Raw genomic sequence first — 20,386 nt, 5'->3', positions numbered from 1 at the left:
GTGTTGTTTTGTGTTGTATCGTGTGGGAATCCCACGGAGGTATGCGTGTACGCAACGGAGCGCCAAGACGCCATCGAGCGCCTGATCGCCACAGACGGCCGGGTCAGCGTCGTCGATCTGGCCGGGCGATTCGCCGTCACGACCGAGACCGTCCGGCGCGATCTCGCGCAACTCGAGTCGGTCGGCGCGCTGCGGCGCGTCCACGGCGGGGCCGTGGCCGGAGAGCGCGGAAGCACCAACGAGCCGTCCCTCCCCGAACGCGTCGTGCGGCACAGCGCGGCCAAGGCCGCGATCGGCGCCGTCGCCTCGGAGGCCCTCGGCGCGGACTTCCGCGGTTCGGTCTTCTTCGACGCGGGCACGACGACGGCCGCGGTGGCCGACCACCTCGCACCGAGGCTCGCCGACGAGCCGATCGAGGTCGTCACCCACGCCCTGACGATCGCGCACTCGCTCGCGGGCATCCCCGGTGTCGCGCTCTCCCTGATCGGCGGCCGGGTACGCGGTCTGACGGCGGCGGCCGTCGGCGCCGACACCGTCCGCGCCATCGAAGCGCTGCGGCCCGACGTCGCCTTCCTCGGGACGAACGGCGTCTCTTCGCGGTTCGGCCTCAGCACGCCCGATCCCGAAGAGGCGGCGGTCAAGAAGGCGATCGTCCGCTCGGCGCGCCGCGTGATCGTGGTCGCCGACGCCGAGAAGCACGGACGCGAGCTGCTGGTCTCCTTCGCCCCCTTGACGGCGGTCGACGTCCTCGTCACGGACGTCGCCCCCGAGGGAGACGTCGAAGACGCGCTCCGCGACGCGGACGTGGAGGTGTGGGTGCCGTGATCGTCACACTGACCGTCAACCCCTCCCTCGATCGCACGATCACCATCGATCGCCCGCTCCGCCCGGGCGAGGTGCAGTCCGCGACATCCGACCGTGAAGACGCCGGAGGCAAAGGCGTCAACGTCGCTCGCGTGATCGCTGCCGCCGGGGTCGCGTCGCTGGCCGTGCTGCCTCTGTCGCCCGACGACCCCTATGGCGTGGTCCTCCGCACGACGGGCGTCGCCACGCACGCGGTGCCGACTCGGGGACGAGTCCGCGCGAACCTGACGATCGCCGAGGCGGGCGGCGCGACGACCAAGCTGAATCTTCCCGGCGCGGCCATGGGCGAGACCGACGCTGCGGCGGTCATCGCCGCCGTGGTCGACGCCTGTCGCGGAGCGGACTGGCTGGTGCTGGCCGGCTCGCTGCCGCCCGGACTGGCGGACGACTTCTACGTGCGGGTGATCCGCGCCGTCCGGGCTGCTCACGGCGACGGGGCTCCGGCGATCGCCGTCGACACGTCCGGTGCTGCTCTCGCCGCCGCGGCGAGGGACGGACACCCCGACCTCATCAAGCCGAACGACGACGAGCTGGTGGAGCTGACCGGCCGGGCGCTGCCCGACGGCGACGCCGCCGGCGCGGCCGCGGCTCTCGCGCGCGACCTGGTCCCCGGCCAGGTGCGAGCGGCTCTGGTCACTCTCGGCGCCCTCGGTGCGGTGCTCGTGACGGCGGACGGGGCCTGGGCGGCTTCTCCGCCACGGATCCGCGTCGCCAGCACGGTCGGCGCGGGTGACAGTTCGCTCGCCGGCTACCTGCTCGCCGCCGCGGCGGGCGCGGAGCCGGCCGAGCGGCTCACCGTCGCTGTCCGCTACGGCGCGGCAGCGGCATCCCTCCCCGGAACGCAGGCCCCCACTCCTGCCGACCTTCCCCCGGGCGACGTGACCGTCACGCGCCTCTCTCTTCACGCTCGCTGAGCCGCAACACCGACCGCTTGGAGGTCACCGTGTCCGACACCATCACCCCAGAGCTCGTCAGCCTCGACGTCGGTCTGGGCGACGACAAAGCCGCCGTCATCCGCTCCCTCGCCGCCCGGGTCGTCGCGCAGGGCCGCGCCGACGACGCCGACGCGCTGTTCTCCGACGCGTGGGCGCGCGAAGAGAAGGACGAGACCGGCCTGCCGGGCGGGATCGCGATCCCGCACGCCAAGAGCGCCGCCGTCTCGGTGCCGTCCCTGGCGTTCGCCCGGCTCGCGCCCGGCGTGGACTTCGGAGCACCCGACGGACCGGCCGACCTGGTCTTCCTCATCGCGGCGCCCGAGGGAGCGGCCGAGGCGCATCTCGCGGTGCTGTCGAAGCTCGCGCGCAGCCTCATGCAGGACGACTTCACCGCGGGCCTGCGCGCCGCGAGGACGAACGACGACGTCGTCCGCATCGTCCGTGCCGCGATCGGCGAGGGAGACGCCTCGGCCGCACCGGCTCCCGTCGCCCCTCCGGCGCCGGCCGCTGTCCCCGCGGCATCCGGCGGCCCGACGCTCGACGGCCGCCCCGTCCGCATCGTCGCGGTGACCTCGTGCGCGACCGGCATCGCGCACACCTTCATGGCCGCGGACGCCCTCACCGCCGCCGGCACGGCAGCGGGCGTCGACCTGACGGTCGAGCCCCAGGGCTCCAGCGGCTACCAGGCGCTGCCCCGAGAGGTCATCGACAACGCCGACGCCGTGATCTTCGCCACGGACGTGGACGTCCGAGACCTGGGCCGGTTCGCCGGCAAGCCGGTCGTCCGCTCCGGCGTGAAGCGCGGCATCGAACAGCCCCGGGAGCTAATCGCCGAGGCGGTGGCCGCCGCGGGCGATCCGAGCGCACCGCGCGTCAGCGCGACCGCGTCCGCCGGGACGACAGCCGCGTCCGAGAGCCTCTCGTGGGGTGCACGGATCCAGAGGATCCTTCTCACGGGCGTGAGCTACATGATCCCCTTCGTGGCCGGTGGCGGCCTCCTCATCGCCCTCGGGTTCTTCTTCGGCGGCTACGAAGTCACCGACAACGCGGCGAACGTCATCGTCCAGAACTCCCTCTGGGACCTGCCGACGACCGACATCACGTCCGACTACGGACCCCTCGGCCAGTACATCGGCTCCGTGTTGTTCATGATCGGTGCCACGTCGATGGGCTTCCTGGTGTCGGCGCTCGCGGGCTACATCGCGTTCGCCATCGCCGACCGGCCCGGCATCGCACCCGGCTTCGTGGCCGGGGCGGTGGCGGTCCTCATGAACGCCGGCTTCATCGGCGGCATCGCCGGCGGTCTCCTCGCCGGTGTCACCGCGTGGTGGATCGGCTCGTGGCGGGTCCCGCGCTGGCTGCGGGGCCTGATGCCGGTGGTCATCATCCCGCTGCTGGCTTCGATCGTCGCGTCCGGTCTGATGATCCTGTTCCTCGGCCGACCCATCGCCACCCTGATGGAGTGGCTCAACACGTGGCTCACCGACCTCTCCGCCACCTCCGGCATCATCGTGGTCGGCGTGATCCTCGGCCTGATGATGTGCTTCGACCTGGGCGGTCCGGTCAACAAGGTGGCATACGCCTTCGCCGTGGCCGGGCTCGCCGAGGCCTCGGCCGACAACACCACGCCGTACCTCATCATGGCCGCCGTCATGACGGCCGGCATGGTGCCTCCGCTCGCGATGGCCTTCGCCTCGACGATCCTCGCGCGCAGCATGTTCACCCCGGTCGAGCGCGAGAACGGCGTCGCGGCCTGGTTGCTGGGACTCGCTTTCATCAGCGAGGGTGCGATCCCGTTTGCGGCGGCCGATCCGCTGCGCGTCATCCCGGCGTCCATGGTCGGCGGAGCGGTCACGGGCGCGCTCAGCATGACCTTCGCGGTGCAGTCGCTCGCTCCGCACGGCGGAGTGTTCGTGCTGTTCGCCATCAACCCCATCTGGGGCTTCCTCCTGGCGCTCCTGGCCGGCGTGCTCGTCTCGGGCTTCCTCGTCGTCGCCTTCAAGCGGTTCATCGCCCCGAAGGAGCTGCGGGCCGCGGAGAACATCCCAGCGGTGGCCGTGCCGGCGTGAGCCCTGGCATCCCGACCGCTCATAGGCAAAGCTGGCAGACAGTCCCACGAAAGGAACACACCCATGGCACAACGTCAGGCCACCATCGCGAGCAGCTCCGGACTGCACGCCCGCCCCGCGAAGCTGTTCGTCCAGGCGGTGCAGGAGAAGAGCGTGCCGGTCACGATCGCCGTGGAGGGCGGACCCGACCTCAACGCGGGCAGCATCCTCTCGCTCATGGGACTCGGCGCCTCGCAGGGCACCGTCGTGACGCTGAAGGCCGAGGGCGACGGTGCCGAGCAGGCGCTCGATGAGCTGGTCCAGCTGCTGGAGACCGATCTCGACGCCCAGTGAGGGCGAGCGCTCAAGACGAGACGACGGATGCTGCGGGCCGAAGCCGCTGCAGCATCCGTCGTCTTCGTCTGTGGGCCGTCAGAGATCGGTGGCGTCGCCCGGCTCGAGCACCAGGAACTCCCCGCCGTCCTGTTCCACGGCCCAGCGCAGGCGAGCGCGGCCCATGTCCTTACCGATGCGCGAGAGGGTCATATCATGCGTGCCGAAGGCCTGCCGCGGTGCGACGGCCAGCACGAAGTCCATGGCCTCGCCGATCTTGAGCCAGGGCGCGCCGACCGGCGCCGCCAGCAGCCGCACGCGGGCGCCCCGCGGAACGGCGTAGGAGTCGCCGGGATAGTAGAACTCGCCGTTGACGAGGACGCCGAGGTTGTCGATGACGGGGATGGAATCGTGGATGACGGCGTGCTTGCCGCCGAAGAACTCGAGGCGGAACGGCTCGAGGTCGACGGTGTCGCCGGGGTGCACGACCGTCACGTCGTACCCGGTGGCGGCTCGCGCGACACCCTCGGGAGCGTAGATCGGGGTGCCCGGGTGGGCCTTCAGCAGACGGTCGAGGTGATCGGGGGTCCAATGGTCGGGATGCTCGTGGGTGAGGACGATGGCCACGACCTCGCCGAGGTCGGCGAGCGGCGCCGTGAACGATCCCGGGTCGACGACGATGGTCTTCCCCGCTTCGACGATGGTCAGGGTGGCGTGCTCGAACTTGGTCACTCGCATGGACCGAGTCAACCCGCCGCGACCCTCCCCGGCAAGCATCGCCGCCCGAACCCGCGCCGATTTGGAGCGTTGATGAACGCCATGGCATAATCGAACGGTTGCGAAAACGGCCCCATCGTATAGCGGCCTAGTACGCCGCCCTCTCACGGCGGTAACGCGGGTTCGAATCCCGCTGGGGTCACAACACAGCAAGAAGCCCGGTCCATCAGGCCGGGCTTCTTGCTTTTCACGACGGTTACAGGTCGGTCTCCTCCGGGCTGGGCGGTGCCGCGGCATCCGTCACCGGGCGAGCGCCGCGGCGGCGGACCGAGCGCACGACCAGCCAGACGATGAGAGCGATCACGCCCGCCACCGCGAGCCAGGGCAGGAGGAACCCGAGCGCGATCACGATGCCGTTGAGGGTCGCGACGAGACCGTTCCAGCCGGCGAGGACGCCGTCGGCGAATCCGGCGGGGTCGGCCTCGACGTTCTCCGGCTGCGGCTGGAGAGAGACAGCCAGCGACGACATCGCCACCTGCCCTTCCAGCATCTTCAGCTGCTGCTGGTAGGACTCGAGCTGCGCCTGCCGCTCGGCGAGGGCCGACTCCGCGGCGATGAGGTCCGCGACGCTGGTCGCCTCGGCGAGAAGTCCGGTCAACCGGTCGACGGATGCCTGGGCCGCGTCGATCCGGGCGCGGAGGTCGACCGTCTGCTCGGTGACGTCCTGGCGATCGATGGTCGACGAGGTCACGTCCCCGACATCCGAGAGCTCGTCGATGAGTGCCGCCAGGTCGTCCGACGGCACCCGCACGGTGATCCAGGCGCCGTCGGGCGGGACCGGATAGGGCGCGATGTCGTACCCGACGCCCCCGTCGCCCTCGACCGGCATGTCGGACGTGGTGCCGATGCTCATCGCCTCGATGTACCCGTCTCGGGCGACAGCGGCGTTACCGATCGCGCGCGCGGCGGCCTCGACGTCGTCGACGACGACGGTCGCCGAGGCGGTCGTGATGATCTCGCGTCCGCTCTCGCCGGTATCGGTGAGCGTCTGCCCGCCGCCCGTGCTGCTCTCGTCGCCGTCGCTCGGCCCGTTCTCCGCGGAATCGCCGATGTCGCCACCGGACTCCGCCGGGGCGTCGGGCGCACCACCCGGCTCGACGCCCGGATCGACGGCGTACTGACCGCCGCCCGCACCGGGGGAGACCAGCGGGACGACGGACGGCGCGATGACCGCGGCGACGGCGACGATCGCAGCGGCCGCGCCGCCGGCCAGCCACAGGCGCCCGCGCCGGCTGCGCCTCTCGCGGCGGCTCTCCCGCTCGCGCGAGATGTCGGCGAACAGCGCCTTCTCGATCTCCTCGATGCGCTGCGCGCTGAGCTCCGGCAGGTCGGGGGGCGCGCCGGTGGGATGCTGGGTGCTCATGTGCTCTCCTTCACAACGGTCCGCAGACGCGTGCGGATGCGGGAGAGACGGTTGCGGACGACTCCATGCGCCACGCCCAGTTCATCGGCGGCGGCCTGATAGCCGTAACCCTCCGAGGCGCAGAGGCGGAAGATGTCGCGGTCGAGCGGACTCAGGCCGCTGACCTCCTGGAGGATGCGGTCGGCCAGAGCGCTGCCGATGACCTGCTCCTCGACATCCACCGTCGACGGCAGCGACTCGTCCGCCGCGGACGAGGTGTTCTCGCGGTCCCGCTTCAGCCTCCGGATGCGGTTCGCCGCTTGGAAGCGGCAGACCGTGGCGAGCCAGGGGAGCAGCGACTCCCCGGCCAGCTCCAGCGACGGCAGCTTGCGCCAGGCGACCAGGAACGTCTCCTGCGTCACGTCCTCGGCGTCGGCCGCGTTCCCCACCAGACCGTGCGCCAGCCAGTACACCGGGCGCACGTAGGCGCGGTACAGCGTGCGGAAGGCGTGCTCGCTGCCGCCGGCCGCCTGCGCCACCAGCGCGGCGTCGTCCCGCTCCAGGTCGTGTGCCATTCCCCGTCCTCAGGCCCCGTCGGCGGCGCAGATGGGGATGCGGCGCCGCGGGGCTCCATTGTCTCTCACGGTGTCAGTGTCGGCCGAGGCTCGATCGTCTCTCCGCCGTGGCCGGTCGACCATGCCTGTATCCTGGTCGGGCGAGAGGGAGTATCCCGAGAGCGCGCATCCGTCATCACGGATCCCGACATTGCGGTCCCGGGTGCGCGACGCGGTCGGCAGACCGCGGGGAGAGACTTTCGACGTCCGTCGACCCCCACCACGCTTCGAAAGGCCCTGCATGGACCTGGCACTGCCCCTTTGGTTCGAGATCGGATCGCTCGTCCTGCTGTCGTTGATCCTGCTGGGCGATCTGCTCCTGATCCTCAAGCGGCCGCACATCCCGTCGACGCGCGAGTCGACGCTGTGGGTGGTCTTCTATGTGACGCTCGCGCTGCTCTTCGCCGGCGTGATGTGGATCATCGCCGGCCCCGAGTACGCGGGGCAGTTCGTGGCCGGGTGGCTGACCGAGTACAGCCTGTCGATCGACAACCTGTTCGTGTTCGTGCTCATCATGAGCCAGTTCGCCGTGCCGCGCCGGTACCAGCAGGAGGTGCTGATGGTCGGCATCATCATCGCCCTGGTCCTCCGCGGCATCTTCATCATGCTGGGCGCCGCGATCATCGAGCAGTGGAGCTGGGTCTTCTACATCTTCGGCGCGTTCCTGGTGTGGACGGCCTGGAGGCAGGCGTTCCCGGGCGGAGACCACGACGCCGAGGTCAAGCAGGAGAACTTCATCGTCCGGATGCTGCGCCGCACGATCGACATCAGCGACCACTACGACGGGGCGAAGATCCGCACGGTCGTCGACGGCAAGAAGATGTTCACGCCGATGATCATCGTCTTCGCCGCGATCGGCGTGACCGACCTGCTCTTCGCGATCGACTCGATCCCCGCGATCTTCGGGATCACGCAGAGTCCGTTCATCGTCTTCACGGCCAACATCTTCGCGCTCATGGGTCTGCGCCAGCTGTACTTCCTGCTGGGGGACCTCCTGGACCGTCTGCGCTACCTGCACTACGGCATCGCGTTCATCCTGGCCTTCATCGGCGTCAAGCTCGTCTTCCACGCCATGCACGTGAACGAACTGCCGTTCATCAACAACGGCGAGCACATCGAGTGGGCCCCCGAGATCTCGACGTGGATGTCGCTCGCGGTCATCGTCGTGGCCATGTCGGTGGCCACCGTCGCCAGCCTCATCGCGTCGGCGCGCGAGCGCCGCGCCGGAGGGACGGATGCCGCGGCCGCCGTCGGCGCCGGCGATGCACCGGCGGGGACCGAGGCGGCTGCGGAAGCGGCGACGGTCGTGGCTGATGAGAAGGGCACGCCGCCCACGGTCGACCCGCCGCGCCGCGACGAGGGCTGATCGCAGCGCCGCCAACCTGTGAGGCGACTCAGCAAGCGCGCGTAGCGTGCGATCCAGGACAGCGGACGATTCCCATCCGCCGCCTTCATCGACCCGAGGAGGTCGAGATGGCATCTGAGATCCTCGCAACCACACCCCGGCGCGGCGCGCGCCCGGAGAGCGCCTTCACCGAGCTGTCGGCGGTCGTCCGCGATTCCGGGCTTCTCCGCCGAAGGTACGGCTACTACTGGACGAAACTCCTGGTGATGCCGGCATCGCTCGCGGCGGCGCTCCTCATCTTCGTGACGATCGGCGATACCTGGTGGCAGCTGTTCACCGCCGCGGGTCTCGCGGTCCTCTTCACGCAGATCGCCATGCTCGGCCATGACGCTGCTCACCGCCAGATCTTCGTGTCGGGCAGATGGAACGACTGGGTCAGCCTCGTCCTGGGCGACCTGCTGGTGGGCATGAGCTACGGCTGGTGGCGTCACAAGCACACCCGCCACCACGCCAACCCGAACAAGATCGGCTCCGACCCCGACATCGAGCTCCCCGTGATCGCCTTCACACCCGCGCAGGTCACGGCGCAGCGCACGGCGCTCGCGCGGTGGACGGTCGCCCACCAGGGCATCTTCTTCTTCCCGATCCTCCTGCTCGAGGGGCTGTCGCTGCACGCCTCGAGCGTGCGCCGGGTGTTCGCACGCGAGCACGTCGATCGGCGCTGGGTCGAGATCGGCTTCCTCGCCATCCGCCTCGTCGGCTACGTGACGCTGGTGTTCGTGGTCCTGTCTCCGGGCATCGCCGCCGTCTTCCTCGCCGTGCAGCTCGGCCTGTTCGGCGTCTACATGGGCATGGCCTTTGCGCCGAATCACAAGGGCATGCCGATCGTCCCCGCCGAGGCGCGGCTGGACTTCCTCACCCGTCAGGTGCTCATGAGCCGCAACATCCGCGGATCGCGCGTGCTCGACGTGGCGATGGGCGGGTTGAACTACCAGATCGAGCATCATCTGTTTCCGTCCATGCCGCGACCGCATCTGCGTCGCGCGGCTCCGATCGTCTCTTCGTACTGCCGGTCCAAGGGCATCTCCTACACGGTCACCGGGCTCTGGGAGTCGTACGGCATCGTCGTGCGGCACATCAACCGAGTCGGCCTGGGGGAGCGCGACCCCTTCGACTGTCCCCTGATCGCGCAGCGCCGGGCCATCTGAGCGCCGCCGCGGGACGGGTTCGCCGAAGCCGGTGGTAATCTGGCCCCGTGCGTAACGCTCGCCTTCTCCTTAGCGGCCGCGACGAGTCCTAGTTCCCAGGCCTCACTCGTCGCGGAGTTCGTCGCGGGCCCCATCTCAGGGCAGAGTCCCACCGAGGAGAACAGAGCAATGAGCAATCCCGACGCATCCGTCATCCCCGACCGGCCGCGCACCCTCGCCGAGAAAGTGTGGGACGACCACCTGGTGGTCAAAGGCGAGGACGGCCAGCCCGACCTCATCTACATCGATCTGCATCTCGTGCACGAGGTGACCAGCCCGCAGGCCTTCGACGGCCTCCGCGCCGAAGGGCGTCCGGTGCGTCGCCTGGATCTCACCATCGCGACCGAGGACCACAACACCCCCACCCTCGACATCGACAAGCCGATCGCCGATCTCACCAGTCGCACCCAGATCGAGACGCTGCGGCGCAATGCGGCCGAATTCGGCGTGCGACTGCACTCCCTGGGCGACAAGGAGCAGGGGATCGTGCACGTCGTCGGCCCGCAGCTCGGCCTCACCATGCCGGGGATCACGGTCGTGTGCGGCGACAGCCACACCTCGACCCACGGCGCGTTCGGTGCGATGGCGTTCGGCATCGGCACGAGCGAGGTCGAGCACGTGCTGGCCACGCAGACGCTCCCGCTGAAGCCGTTCAAGACCATGGCGATCACCGTGGAGGGCGATCTGAAGCCTGGCGTCACCGCGAAAGACATCGTCCTGGCCATCATCGCCAAGATCGGCGCGAACGGCGGGCAGGGGTACGTCCTCGAGTTCCGCGGCAGCGCCATCCGGTCCCTCTCCATGGAGGGCCGCATGACGATCTGCAACATGTCGATCGAAGCCGGCGCCCGCGCGGGCATGGTCGCTCCGGACGAGACGACCTTCGAATACGTGAAGGGACGCGATCACGCCCCGACCGGCAAGGACTGGGATGACGCCGTCGCGTACTGGCGCACCCTCCCCAGCGACGAAGGCGCTGTCTACGACGCCGAGGTGTACCTCGACGCGAACGAGCTCGAGCCCTTCGTGACCTGGGGAACGAACCCCGGGCAGGGCGTCTCGCTGTCCGACGTCGTCCCGACGCCGGCCGACTTCGCCGACCCCAACGAGCGCGCGGCGGCCGAGCGTGCCCTGGAGTACATGGACCTCGCGCCCGGCACGCCTCTGAAGGATGTCGCGGTCGACGCGGTCTTCATGGGCTCGTGCACGAACAGCCGCATCGAAGACCTCCGCGCGTTCGCATCGGTGATCAAGGGACGACAAAAGGCAGAGAACGTCCGCGTCATGGTGGTCCCCGGGTCCGCCCGCGTCCGCCTCGAGGCGGAGGCGGAAGGGCTCGACAAGATCTTCACCGAGTTCGGGGCCGAATGGCGGTTCGCCGGGTGCTCGATGTGTCTGGGCATGAATCCGGATCAGCTCGCGCCGGGGGAGCGGTGCGCCTCGACCAGCAACCGCAACTTCGAAGGCCGGCAGGGCAAGGGCGGTCGCACGCACCTGGTCTCGCCGCTCGTCGCTGCGGCGACCGCCGTGCGCGGGACGCTGTCGAGCCCGAGCGACCTCGACCCGGTCGCGTCCGAGGCCATGAGCGCAGGGGCGGAGGCCTGACATGGAGAAGTTCACCACTCACACGGGCATCGCCGCGCCGCTGAAGCGCTCGGCGGTCGACACCGACCAGATCATTCCGGCGGTCTATCTGAAGCGCGTCACGAAGACGGGATTCGACGACGCGCTGTTCGCCAATTGGCGTCAAGATCCCGACTTCGTGCTGAATCAGCCGGTGTATGCCGGTGCCAGCATCCTCGTCGCGGGTCCGGATTTCGGCACCGGGTCCAGTCGCGAGCACGCCGTCTGGGCGCTTCGCGACTTCGGGTTCCAGGTCGTGCTCAGCCCCAAGTTCGCCGACATCTTCCGCGGGAACGCGGGCAAGCAGGGCCTGCTCACCGGGGTGATCTCCGACGCCGACCTCGAAGCCGTGTGGGCCGACATCGAGGCGGATCCCGGCATCCGGATGACCGTCGACCTCGAGGCGCGACGCGCGACGATCGGCGATCGGACCGTCGCTTTCGACATCGACGATTACACTAGGTGGCGGCTTCTCGAAGGGCTCGACGACATCGGGCTGACGCTGCGCAACGAAGACAAGATCGCGCAGTTCGAGGCTCGCCGCGAGGCGTGGCGGCCGCGGACGCTTCCGATTCCGTAAGCCAGGATCGCGCTCCCCACCAGGGAGCCCGGTCCCATCAACGCCACCCTCGAAGACACAAGTGAGGTCCACCGGATGAAGTCCGCTCTCAGCGTTACGCCCCCTGCCCGTGCGGCCGACGAAGCCGCCGGCGAGGTCCTCGCGATCCGCGGCGGACGCCCGCTCACGGGGCGCGTCGAGGTCAAGGGTGCGAAGAACCTCGTCACCAAGGCGATGGTCGCCGCGCTGCTGGGAGAGACGACGAGCACACTGCGCGATGTCCCCGACATCAGCGACGTTCAGGTGGTGCGCTCGCTGCTCGAGGTGCACGGCGTGCGCGTGCAGGACGGCGACGAGGAGGGCACGATCCACCTCGACCCGAGCGGCGCGGTGTCGGCTCACTTCGAAGAGATCGATGCGCACGCCGGGGCATCCCGCATCCCGATCCTCTTCTGCGGACCGCTCCTCCACCTGCTCGGCGAGGCGCTGATCCCCGACCTGGGCGGCTGCCGCATCGGCGACCGGCCCATCAACTTCCACATGGATGCGCTGCGCGCCTTCGGCGCGATCGTCGACAAGAGCTACGAAGGCATCCGGATCACCGCGCCGGACGGTCTCCACGGCGCGAACATCCACCTCCCGTACCCGAGCGTGGGCGCGACCGAGCAGGTGCTGCTCACGGCGGTGAAGGCCAAGGGCACGACCGAGCTGCGCAACGCCGCCATCGAGCCCGAGATCATGGATCTCATCGCGGTGCTGCAGAAAATGGGCGCGATCATCTCGTACGAGCCCAACCGGGTCATCCTCATCGAGGGCGTCGACGAGCTTCGCGGCTACGATCACCGGGCGATCTTCGACCGCAACGAGGCGGCGTCGTGGGCGTGCGCGGCCCTCGCCACCGACGGCGACATCTTCGTCGGCGGGGCGAAGCAGCAGGAGATGCTGACGTTCCTCAACGTGTTCCGCAAGGCGGGAGGCTGGTTCGACGTCCGCGAGGACGGCATCCAGTTCCGACGCGGGGGAGCGCTCAAGCCCGTCGTCGTCGAGACCGACGTCCACCCGGGCTTCATGACGGACTGGCAGCAGCCGCTCATCGTCGCCCTGACGCAGGCCGAGGGGGAGTCGACGGTCCACGAGACGGTGTATGAGAACCGACTCGGATTCACACACGCGCTCAATCAGATGGGCGCCGACATCGTGGTTCACCCGCATGGGATCGACGCGCCGAACCGGCGGGTCCCTCGCCGTGAGCTCGAGCAGGCGGCCGTGATCAACGGACCGACTCCGCTGCACGGCGCGGACGTTGTCGTTCCCGACCTCCGCGGCGGCTACAGCTACGTGATCGCCGCGCTCGCGGCCGAAGGCGAATCGATCGTGCGCAACGTCGGCATCATCCGCCGCGGCTACGAGAAGTTCCTGACCAAGCTCGACACGCTCGGCGCCGACTTCGACGTCATCGGATAGGCCGTGGCGACGCAGCGACCGCGAGCTTCGAGCGAGAAGACGCGCCCCAGCATCTTCTGGCCGCTGGCGGCCATCGTCGTGCCGCTGGCCGGCCTGATCTTCAAGGTCGAGGTGCGTGACGGGCACAAGCTCCCCCGGGAGGGTGCGTACGTGCTCGCCCCGAACCACGCCAGCGAGATCGATCCGATCGTGGTGGCCGTCGCCGTGTGGCGGATGGGCCGGGCCCCCCGATTCATGGCGAAGGAGAGCCTGTTCCGCGTTCCCGTGCTGGGCTGGGTGCTCCGGGTCACCGGCATGGTGCCCGTGTCGCGGTCGTCCTCCGCCTCAGCCGCCCGCGCGACGCTCGAGGCGTCCGAGACCCTCGTGCGTCTCGGTCGCGGCGTCATCGTGTACCCCGAGGGAACGCTCACGCGCGACCCCGACCTCTGGCCGATGCGCGGCAAGACGGGTGCCGTCCGGTTGGCGCTGGCGGGAGGCATCCCCGTGATCCCCATGGCCCAGTGGGGCGCTCAGCAGGTGCTTCCCCGGTACGGGAAGCTCAAGCTGTGGCCGCTCCGACGCCGCGTCACCGTCCTCGTGGGCGATGCCGTCGATCTGTCCGCGTACGAAGGCAAAGAGGGGCAACCCGCCGCTCTCGTCGCCGCCACCGACACCGTCATGGGCGAGATCTCCCAGCTCCTCTCGCAGCTGCGGGGTGAGCCCGCTCCCGCGACGCGGTGGAACCCGGCCGACCACGGGCAGAAGGAGACGGGTCGCCTTGAGCCGTAGACAGGATTCCTCGCGGCCGCGGGTCGCCGTCGTGGGGGCGGGAAGCTGGGGCACCACGTTCGGGAAGATCCTCGCCGACGGCGGCGCGAACGTGACGATGTGGGCCCGCCGCGCCGAGCTGGCCAGCGAGATCCAGGAGGCCAAGCGCAACAGCGAGTACCTCCCCGGCATCAACCTGCCTCGGAACATGTACGCGACACATCACCTGTCCGAGGCGCTGGAGGGTGCCGAGCAGGTCTACCTGTCGATCCCGAGTCAGGCGGTGCGGCAGAACCTCAAGGCCGTGCGCCCGCTGGTGGCCCGCTCCGAGGTGCCGATCGTGTCGCTCATGAAGGGGGTCGAGCGCCGCACCGGCCTGCGCATGAGCCAGGTCATCGAGCAGGAGCTCCACTGCGACCCCGCGCGGATCGCCGTCGCCTCGGGGCCCAACCTCGCGCTCGAGATCGCGCGGGAGCAGCCCACGGCCGCCGTGATCTCCTCCACGAGCCAGGAGACCGCCGACGCCGTGGCCCGTCGCGCGCGCAACGCCTACTTCCGCACCTTCGTCAACACCGATGTCATCGGCACGGAGTTCGGCGGCGTCCTCAAGAACCTCATCGCGGTGGCTATCGGGATCGTCGACGGTGTCGGGTACGGCGAGAACACCAAGGCGTCGATCATCACCCGCGGGCTCGTCGAGATGACGGACTTCGCGGTCGCACTCGGCGCGCACCCCGAGACCCTGCAGGGCCTCGCGGGTCTCGGAGACCTCATCGCGACGTGCCAGTCGCCGCTGAGCCGCAACAACACCGCCGGGCGCCTGCTCGGCCAGGGCTACCGCTTCGACGACGTCGTCAAGCAGATGAACCAGACGGCGGAGGGGCTGGCCTCGGTCGCACCGATCCTCCAGCTCGCGCGCGAGGTGGGCGTCGACATGCCCATCGTCGAGCAGGTGAAGATGGTGCTCGACGGCACGATGAACCCGCGCGACATCGCGCCGCATCTCACGACGGACGACGACACCCCGAAGGGCGAGAGGACGCAGAATGGACAGGCCGGCGGTGGCGGTGCTCTTTGGCGGTCGCTCCAGCGAGCACTCGATCAGTTCCGCCACGGCGGGCGGGGTACTGCGGGCGATCGACCGTGATCGCTACCGGGTGATCCCGGTCGGCATCACCCGCGAAGGCGTCTTCGTCCTCGAGGACGACGATCCCGGCAAGTTCGCGCTCGACGCGCAGCGGCTTCCTGAAGTGATCGACAACGGCAGCCGCATACTCTGGCCCGAGGTCGGCGATCGCACCCTCCGCGTGCGGCGCGCCGACGGCGAGATCGACGAGCTCGGAGACCTGGACGTCGTGCTCCCGATCCTGCACGGCGTGCACGGCGAGGACGGGACGATCCAGGGCTTCTTCGACACTCTCGAGATTCCGTACGCAGGCGGTGGAGTCCTCGACTCGGCGCTGTGCATGGACAAGCACTTCATGAAGATCGTGCTGCAGGCCGCCGGAGTGCCGGTGGCGCCGTGGGTCACCGTCTCACGACGGCGCTGGGAATCCGATCCGGAGGGTGTGAGAGCGGATGCCGCGGCCCTGGGCGAGCCGATGTTCGTCAAGCCGGCCCGTGCCGGGTCGAGCGTCGGCGTCTCGAAGGTCCACGACGCCTCCGAGTTCGCGGGCGCGATGGACCTGGCCTTCGCCGAGGACGACAAGGTGCTCATCGAGTCCGCGATCGTGGGCCGCGAGGTCGAAGTGGCGATCCTCGAGGGACGCCGCACCGATGGACCGCGCGCTTCGCTGCCGGGCGAGATCGTCCTCACCACCCGTGAGTTCTACGACTTCGAGGGGAAGTACCTCGGCGGCGACGGCGCGGACGTGGTGTGCCCGGCCGACATGTCGGACGCTGAGATCGCGGCGGTGCAGGAGCTCGGGGTGCGGGCCTTCGAGGCGGTGGGCGGGCGAGGCCTGGCGCGGGTGGATTTCTTCCTCACCGCTGACGGGCTGTACGTCAACGAGCTCAACACGATGCCGGGCTTCACGCCGATCTCGATGTTCCCCAAGTGCTGGATCGCCTCGGGGCTCACGTATCCCGAGCTGATCGCCGAGCTCATCGACACCGCCCTGGAGCGAGTGGCCTGACGTCAGCCGGCGGCGTCCTCGCGGGCGAGACAGCCGGCACCGTCCGTCGGAAGCCGCGACACGATCGCGGACAGGCCGTCGAGGACGTCGGCGCTCGAGACGACGTCGTTGTCGAGGTAGACCTCGACGGCCGGCACTCGCCCGAAGCTCGTGACACGGTACCGCGGTGCCTCGGACTCGTCGATGACCCAGTCGACGCCGTTGACGGTGCGGCACGGGAGCGTCGTCGGACCGAGCGGCTCGACTCCGCATGTGAGGAGGACGGCGGCGGGATCGCCCCACGCGCCGGTCGCCTGCGCGTCCGTCCACCGGCGCGGTTCGCCGGCGAGCGTCCCCGGCAGCACGGCCGTCACCTGCGCGCATGCCGGGTCGTCGGCGTCGGGCGCGGGCTCCATCGAGACGGTGCTGCTGCAGCCGGTCACGGTGATCAGCCCGGCGAGGAGCGCGACGACGGCGAGGCGGGAGCGGGGCACCGTTCCAGGCTAACCCGCGTCGGCGTGCGGTTCCGCCGACGGTAGCGTGGTCCCGTGAGCGATCCCCACCCCGACACTCCCGTCGGCGAGCTGTCCGAGGGCGAGATCCTCCGTCGCATCCTCGATCGCCTCGGGCCGTCCGGCTCACCGGTCGGGCCCGGCGACGACGCCGCCGTGATCACGACGGCGGATCGGCGCGTGGTCGCGACCGTCGATACGCTGGTGCATGGTCCGGACTTCCGGCTCGCCTGGTCGAGCCCCTTCGACCTCGGGTGGAAGGCCGCGGCCGTGAACCTCGCCGATGTGGCGGCGATGGGCGCCCGACCCGTCGCGCTGCTCGTCGCCCTCGCGATGCCGGACTCGACCCGCATCTCGTTCGTCGAGAGCCTGGCAGACGGCTTGCGTGCCGCGTGCGACGAGCTCGCGCCGGGGTGCGCGGTGGAAGGCGGCGACCTGACCGTCTCCGACACGCTCACCGTCGCGGTGACCGCCCTGGGATCGCTCGACGGGCGGGCTCCGGTGCTCCGTTCCGGTGCGCGCCCGGGTGATGTCGTGGCGGTCGCGGGCGCACTGGGGGCGGCGGGTCGAGGACTGACGACCCTGTTCCAGCGCTTCACCGACGCATCCGGCGCCCCCACCCCCGTCGATCTCGCGCAGCTCGCCGTGGACGAGCGGTCGGAGCTCGAGGCGCAGCTCCGGCCCTCGCCTCCGCTGTCCCTCGGCATCGCCGCCGCCGAGGCGGGCGCGACGGCGATGATGGACGTCTCGGACGGCCTCGTCCTCGACGCGACGCGGATGGCCGCAGCATCCGGCGTGTGCCTCGCCCTGGACTCGCGCACCCTCGGCGACGATCCGCGGTCAGCGCTGACCGGCGGGGAGGACCACGCCCTCCTGGCGACGTTCCCGTCGACGGTGGCGCTCGCGCCGGGGTTCCGGCCCATCGGCGAAGTGCGGGCCGCGGGCGATCACGCCGTGCTCGTCGACGGAGCGCCCTTCGACGGCCGCTCTGGCTGGGATCCCTACCGCGACTGGGACTCGGGATCCGGCTGACCCTCGGCCGAACCCGACGTTGCGGTGTACCACCACAACGTCGTGTCGCCGTAGCGCTTGGATCGATCCGCCGTCAGGCCCTCGGGCACGACGGGCGCGGCCGACCGCGACGCCCGCTCAACGACGACGGTGGCGTCATCGGCGAGCGACGGCATCAGCAGTCGGAGTGCGGCCGTCAGCTCGTCGTCGCCCAGACCGTACGGCGGGTCGATGAAGACGAGGTCGAAGGGGCCTCGCCTGGTCTGCAGGAAACTCGCCGTCGAAGCGCGGTGGACGTCGATGGCGGCGTCGCGTCCGATGGCCTTCGACACGCGTGCCGCGTTCCGCTGGACGACGGATGCCGCGCGAGGAGCTTTCTCGACCAGGTCGGCGCGGCGGGCGCCGCGGCTGATCGCCTCGAGGCCGAGCGCGCCCGAGCCCGCGTACAGATCGAGCACCGCGGCGCCCCGCAGGGCGTCGGCCGACTCGAGCGCCCCGAAGAGCGATTCGCGCACCCGGTCGCTCGTCGGCCTGGTGCCGGCGTCGGGCACCTCGAGCGTGAGCGATCCGGCGCGGCCGGCGATGATGCGGGTCACACGCCCACGATAGCCCGGGTGTCGGCCGCCGACTCGTGCCGCACGCCCGGGTCGGCGGCGGTACCTAGACTCTTCCCATGCCGTCCTTCACCCTCGAGTCGCGTCTGGACGGCGCCGTCGGCGGCAAGACTTCCGGCGCTCTCGAGCGGGCGTTCGGGATGCGGACCGTGGGCGATCTGCTCGCGCACTACCCTCGGCGGTACGCCAAGCGCGGTGAGCTGACCCCGATCTCCTCCCTGCCCGTGGGCGAGGCGGTCACCATCGTGGCCGAGGTGCGCCGTGCGGGCGAGCGCCGCATGCAGAATCGCCGCGGCTCGATCCTCGAGGTGGTCATCAGCGACGGCCACGGCGACCTCTCGCTGACGTTCTTCAACCAGTCGTGGCGGATGAAGGACCTGGTGCCCGGACGTCGGGGCATCTTCGCGGGGAAGGTGGGGGAGTACCGCGGCACGAAGCAGCTGACCCACCCCGACTACGAGCTGTTCGACGACGAGGCGACCGCGCGGCTCACCGCGCAGGCGAACGCGAACCTGCCCATCCCGATCTATCCCGCGACGGGCGCCGTCGCCAGCTGGCAGATCAAGAAGATCGTCGACCTGGTGCTCGACGGCCTGGGACCCGTGCCCGACCCGTTGACCGATGAGCTCCGCGCGCGAGGAGGCCTCCTCGACGCCCGCACGGCGATCGAGCGCATCCACCGGCCCGAGTTCGAGGATCAGATCGAGCCGGCGCGCGCGACCCTGCGGATGCATGAGGCCTTCCTGCTGCAGGTGGCGCTCCTCCAGCAGCGCGCGTTCGTCCGCGCGATGTCGGCGACGCGCAGATCCCCCGGATCGCTTCTGGAGCGGTTCGACGAGGCGCTCCCCTTCCCGCGCACGCCGGATCAGGTGAGCGTCGGCGAGCAGATCGAGCGCGACCTCCAGGGGGACTGGCCGATGAACCGCCTGGTCCAGGGCGAGGTGGGTTCGGGTAAGACGCTCGTCGCGCTGCGGGCGATGCTGCAGGTCGCCGAGAGCGGGGGCCAGTCCGCGCTCATCGCTCCGACGGAGGTGCTCGCGGCCCAGCACGTGCGCTCCATCGCGCGGATGCTGGGCCCCCGGCTGGCGCCGGAGCTCATGCCGACGCTGCTCACCGGGCAGATGCCGGCCGCCGAGCGCCGCAAGGCGGCACTGCGGGTTGCGTCGGGGCAGGCGCGGATCGTGGTGGGGACGCACGCCCTGCTCAGCGAGAGCACGACGTTCGCCGACCTGGGGCTGGTGGTGGTGGACGAGCAGCACCGGTTCGGCGTCGAGCAGAGGGAGTCGCTGCGGGCGAAGGGCTCTGCGCCGCACGCACTCGTGCTCACGGCCACGCCCATTCCCCGGACGGTCGCGATGACGGTCTTCGGCGATCTCGACGTGTCGACGATCCGCACGATGCCCGCAGGGCGCGCGGGTATTCAGACATTCGTCGCTCCGCTCGCCGAGAAGCCGTCCTGGTTCGGGAGAGTGTGGGACCGAATCGCCGAGGAGGTGGCGGCGGGCCGGCAGGCCTTCGTGGTATGCGCCGCGATCGACGCCGAATCCCTGACCAAGGACGACACCGCGGACGAAGCGGCCGGCGACGCCGAGGGCGAGACCTCCTCGACTCGCTGGGGCGTGGTGCAGGCCGCCGACCTGCTGTCGAGGCATCCGGCGTTCTCCGACATCCGCGTGGAGATCCTTCACGGCAAGATGCCGTCCGACGAGAAAGACGCGGTGATGCAGGCGTTCGGCCGCGGCGAGGTGGATGTACTCGTGGCGACCACGGTCGTCGAGGTGGGCGTCGATGTCCCCAATGCATCGACGATGGCGATCCTCGAAGCGGACCGGTTCGGTGTGTCGCAGCTCCATCAGCTCCGCGGCCGGGTCGGGCGCGGCGGCGTGCCGGGGCTGTGCCTGCTGGTCACCGAAGCGGCGGCGGGCACGCCGGCGCGTGAACGCGTCGAGGCGGTGGCCGCGACCCTCGATGGCTTCGAGCTCGCCGAAGTCGATCTCGAGCTGCGAGGCGAGGGCGATGTCCTCGGGGATGCGCAGTCGGGAGTGCGGTCGTCGCTGCGTCTCCTGCGCGTCGTGAAGGACGCCGACATCATCGCCGAGGCGCGGACGGCGGCTGAGCTGCTGCTGGCGGACGACCCGGCCCTGCTGCGCCACCCGGGCCTCGCCGCGGCATTGGAACGGCGGGTCGGGATGCAGGAACGCGCGGCGCTGGCGAAGAACTGACGTCGCGGCAGGCGG

The 20,386-nt window shown here is 70.3% G+C and carries 19 protein-coding genes and 1 tRNA gene; 15 read left to right on the top strand and 5 right to left on the bottom strand.

Features of this window, described 5'->3' with window-relative positions; translation table 11 throughout:
* Positions 1-45 precede the first annotated feature (45 nt).
* The 4 genes from ACFUTX_RS08125 to ACFUTX_RS08110 all read left to right on the top strand — a co-directional run bounded on the left by ACFUTX_RS08125 (position 46) and on the right by ACFUTX_RS08110 (position 4,201).
* Positions 46-825, top strand: a complete 780-nt coding sequence (locus tag ACFUTX_RS08125; protein ID WP_378862473.1) for a DeoR/GlpR family DNA-binding transcription regulator — start codon at positions 46-48, stop codon at positions 823-825.
* Positions 822-1,778, top strand: coding sequence for a hexose kinase (locus ACFUTX_RS08120; protein ID WP_378862471.1), 957 nt, complete (start codon positions 822-824; stop codon positions 1,776-1,778). Before ACFUTX_RS08125 ends, ACFUTX_RS08120 begins: the two co-directional genes overlap by 4 nt.
* Before the next feature lie 29 nt (positions 1,779-1,807).
* Positions 1,808-3,868, top strand: a complete 2,061-nt coding sequence (locus tag ACFUTX_RS08115) for a fructose-specific PTS transporter subunit EIIC (protein ID WP_378862469.1) — start codon at positions 1,808-1,810, stop codon at positions 3,866-3,868.
* 63 nt (positions 3,869-3,931) lie between these two features.
* Positions 3,932-4,201 (top strand): HPr family phosphocarrier protein, encoded by a 270-nt coding sequence (locus ACFUTX_RS08110; protein ID WP_378862467.1) that lies wholly within the window; start codon positions 3,932-3,934, stop codon positions 4,199-4,201.
* Between the two features lie 78 nt (positions 4,202-4,279).
* Here the strand turns inward: ACFUTX_RS08110 and ACFUTX_RS08105 are convergent, their stop codons facing one another.
* Positions 4,280-4,918: an MBL fold metallo-hydrolase gene (locus ACFUTX_RS08105; RefSeq protein WP_378862464.1), complete on the bottom strand. Its 639-nt coding sequence runs from the start codon at positions 4,916-4,918 to the stop codon at positions 4,280-4,282.
* Positions 4,919-5,026: 108 nt separating this feature from the next.
* Between ACFUTX_RS08105 and ACFUTX_RS08100 the strand changes: the two genes are divergently transcribed.
* Positions 5,027-5,099 (top strand) — tRNA-Glu (locus ACFUTX_RS08100).
* Positions 5,100-5,153: 54 nt separating this feature from the next.
* On the opposite strand, the gene ACFUTX_RS08095 is transcribed toward ACFUTX_RS08100, so the two are convergent.
* Together ACFUTX_RS08095 and ACFUTX_RS08090 are read right to left on the bottom strand one after the other, a co-directional pair.
* Positions 5,154-6,320 carry a DUF4349 domain-containing protein gene (locus tag ACFUTX_RS08095; RefSeq protein WP_378862461.1) on the bottom strand — a complete coding sequence of 389 codons (1,167 nt, stop codon included), beginning with the start codon at positions 6,318-6,320 and terminating at the stop codon, positions 5,154-5,156.
* A complete protein-coding gene (locus tag ACFUTX_RS08090) occupies positions 6,317-6,874 on the bottom strand; it encodes an RNA polymerase sigma factor (RefSeq protein ID WP_378862458.1) in 558 nt (185 codons plus the stop codon). Before ACFUTX_RS08090 ends, ACFUTX_RS08095 begins: the two co-directional genes overlap by 4 nt.
* 280 nt (positions 6,875-7,154) lie before the next feature.
* Here ACFUTX_RS08090 and ACFUTX_RS08085 point away from each other — a divergent pair, with 280 nt between their 5' ends.
* The 8 genes from ACFUTX_RS08085 (at position 7,155) to ACFUTX_RS08050 (ending at position 16,033) form a co-directional block, all read left to right on the top strand.
* Entirely contained in the window at positions 7,155-8,279 is a 1,125-nt protein-coding gene (locus ACFUTX_RS08085) for a TerC family protein (RefSeq protein WP_378862456.1), read from the top strand.
* Positions 8,280-8,386: 107 nt separating this feature from the next.
* Positions 8,387-9,466, top strand: coding sequence for a fatty acid desaturase family protein (locus ACFUTX_RS08080; protein WP_378862453.1), 1,080 nt, complete (start codon positions 8,387-8,389; stop codon positions 9,464-9,466).
* A 168-nt stretch (positions 9,467-9,634) separates the two neighbouring features.
* The gene (gene leuC / locus ACFUTX_RS08075; RefSeq protein ID WP_378862450.1) at positions 9,635-11,110 is read left to right on the top strand and encodes a 3-isopropylmalate dehydratase large subunit; all 1,476 of its coding nucleotides are present in this window, start codon (positions 9,635-9,637) and stop codon (positions 11,108-11,110) included.
* Between the two features lies 1 nt (position 11,111).
* The gene (gene leuD / locus ACFUTX_RS08070) at positions 11,112-11,708 is read left to right on the top strand and encodes a 3-isopropylmalate dehydratase small subunit (RefSeq protein ID WP_378862447.1); all 597 of its coding nucleotides are present in this window, start codon (positions 11,112-11,114) and stop codon (positions 11,706-11,708) included.
* Positions 11,709-11,783: 75 nt separating this feature from the next.
* Positions 11,784-13,151 (top strand): UDP-N-acetylglucosamine 1-carboxyvinyltransferase, encoded by a 1,368-nt coding sequence (gene murA, locus ACFUTX_RS08065; protein ID WP_378862444.1) that lies wholly within the window; start codon positions 11,784-11,786, stop codon positions 13,149-13,151.
* A 3-nt stretch (positions 13,152-13,154) separates the two neighbouring features.
* The gene (locus ACFUTX_RS08060; protein WP_378862441.1) at positions 13,155-13,919 is read left to right on the top strand and encodes a lysophospholipid acyltransferase family protein; all 765 of its coding nucleotides are present in this window, start codon (positions 13,155-13,157) and stop codon (positions 13,917-13,919) included.
* The gene (locus ACFUTX_RS08055; protein ID WP_378862438.1) at positions 13,909-15,045 is read left to right on the top strand and encodes an NAD(P)H-dependent glycerol-3-phosphate dehydrogenase; all 1,137 of its coding nucleotides are present in this window, start codon (positions 13,909-13,911) and stop codon (positions 15,043-15,045) included. The genes ACFUTX_RS08060 and ACFUTX_RS08055 overlap by 11 nt, the downstream gene beginning before the upstream one ends.
* Positions 14,945-16,033, top strand: coding sequence for a D-alanine--D-alanine ligase family protein (locus tag ACFUTX_RS08050; RefSeq protein ID WP_378862435.1), 1,089 nt, complete (start codon positions 14,945-14,947; stop codon positions 16,031-16,033). The genes ACFUTX_RS08055 and ACFUTX_RS08050 overlap by 101 nt, the downstream gene beginning before the upstream one ends.
* Positions 16,034-16,035: 2 nt before the next feature.
* On the opposite strand, the gene ACFUTX_RS08045 is transcribed toward ACFUTX_RS08050, so the two are convergent.
* Positions 16,036-16,506 carry a DUF3515 family protein gene (locus tag ACFUTX_RS08045; RefSeq protein ID WP_378862433.1) on the bottom strand — a complete coding sequence of 157 codons (471 nt, stop codon included), beginning with the start codon at positions 16,504-16,506 and terminating at the stop codon, positions 16,036-16,038.
* 54 nt (positions 16,507-16,560) lie between these two features.
* On the opposite strand from ACFUTX_RS08045, the gene thiL reads away from it, so the two are divergent.
* Entirely contained in the window at positions 16,561-17,556 is a 996-nt protein-coding gene (thiL, locus tag ACFUTX_RS08040; protein WP_378862430.1) for a thiamine-phosphate kinase, read from the top strand.
* Here thiL and rsmD read toward each other — a convergent pair.
* Complete coding sequence (gene rsmD / locus ACFUTX_RS08035) at positions 17,526-18,131, bottom strand: 16S rRNA (guanine(966)-N(2))-methyltransferase RsmD (protein ID WP_378862427.1); 606 nt, start codon at positions 18,129-18,131, stop codon at positions 17,526-17,528. The genes thiL and rsmD overlap by 31 nt on opposite strands.
* A 77-nt stretch (positions 18,132-18,208) precedes the next feature.
* Between rsmD and ACFUTX_RS08030 the strand changes: the two genes are divergently transcribed.
* The gene (locus ACFUTX_RS08030; RefSeq protein ID WP_378862424.1) at positions 18,209-20,371 is read left to right on the top strand and encodes an ATP-dependent DNA helicase RecG; all 2,163 of its coding nucleotides are present in this window, start codon (positions 18,209-18,211) and stop codon (positions 20,369-20,371) included.
* Positions 20,372-20,386 lie beyond the last annotated feature (15 nt).

The organism is Microbacterium sp. NPDC057407 (assembly GCF_042803895.1).
Taxonomy (GTDB): Bacteria; Actinomycetota; Actinomycetes; order Actinomycetales; family Microbacteriaceae; genus Microbacterium.
Note: the sequence above shows the minus strand (reverse complement) of the source record. Positions and strands in the feature narration are given on the sequence as shown.

Bases quoted from the DNA above. Each gene is read 5' to 3' on its own strand.
- ACFUTX_RS08110 (WP_378862467.1), top strand. From the start codon at position 3,932: ATGGCACAACGTCAGGCCACCATCGCGAGCAGCTCCGGACTGCACGCC.
- ACFUTX_RS08105 (WP_378862464.1), bottom strand. From the start codon at position 4,918: ATGCGAGTGACCAAGTTCGAGCACGCCACCCTGACCATCGTCGAAGCG.
- ACFUTX_RS08095 (WP_378862461.1), bottom strand. From the start codon at position 6,320: ATGAGCACCCAGCATCCCACCGGCGCGCCCCCCGACCTGCCGGAGCTC.
- ACFUTX_RS08090 (WP_378862458.1), bottom strand. From the start codon at position 6,874: ATGGCACACGACCTGGAGCGGGACGACGCCGCGCTGGTGGCGCAGGCG.
- ACFUTX_RS08085 (WP_378862456.1), top strand. From the start codon at position 7,155: ATGGACCTGGCACTGCCCCTTTGGTTCGAGATCGGATCGCTCGTCCTG.
- ACFUTX_RS08080 (WP_378862453.1), top strand. From the start codon at position 8,387: ATGGCATCTGAGATCCTCGCAACCACACCCCGGCGCGGCGCGCGCCCG.
- leuC (WP_378862450.1), top strand. From the start codon at position 9,635: ATGAGCAATCCCGACGCATCCGTCATCCCCGACCGGCCGCGCACCCTC.
- leuD (WP_378862447.1), top strand. From the start codon at position 11,112: ATGGAGAAGTTCACCACTCACACGGGCATCGCCGCGCCGCTGAAGCGC.
- murA (WP_378862444.1), top strand. From the start codon at position 11,784: ATGAAGTCCGCTCTCAGCGTTACGCCCCCTGCCCGTGCGGCCGACGAA.
- ACFUTX_RS08050 (WP_378862435.1), top strand. From the start codon at position 14,945: ATGGACAGGCCGGCGGTGGCGGTGCTCTTTGGCGGTCGCTCCAGCGAG.
- ACFUTX_RS08030 (WP_378862424.1), top strand. From the start codon at position 18,209: ATGCCGTCCTTCACCCTCGAGTCGCGTCTGGACGGCGCCGTCGGCGGC.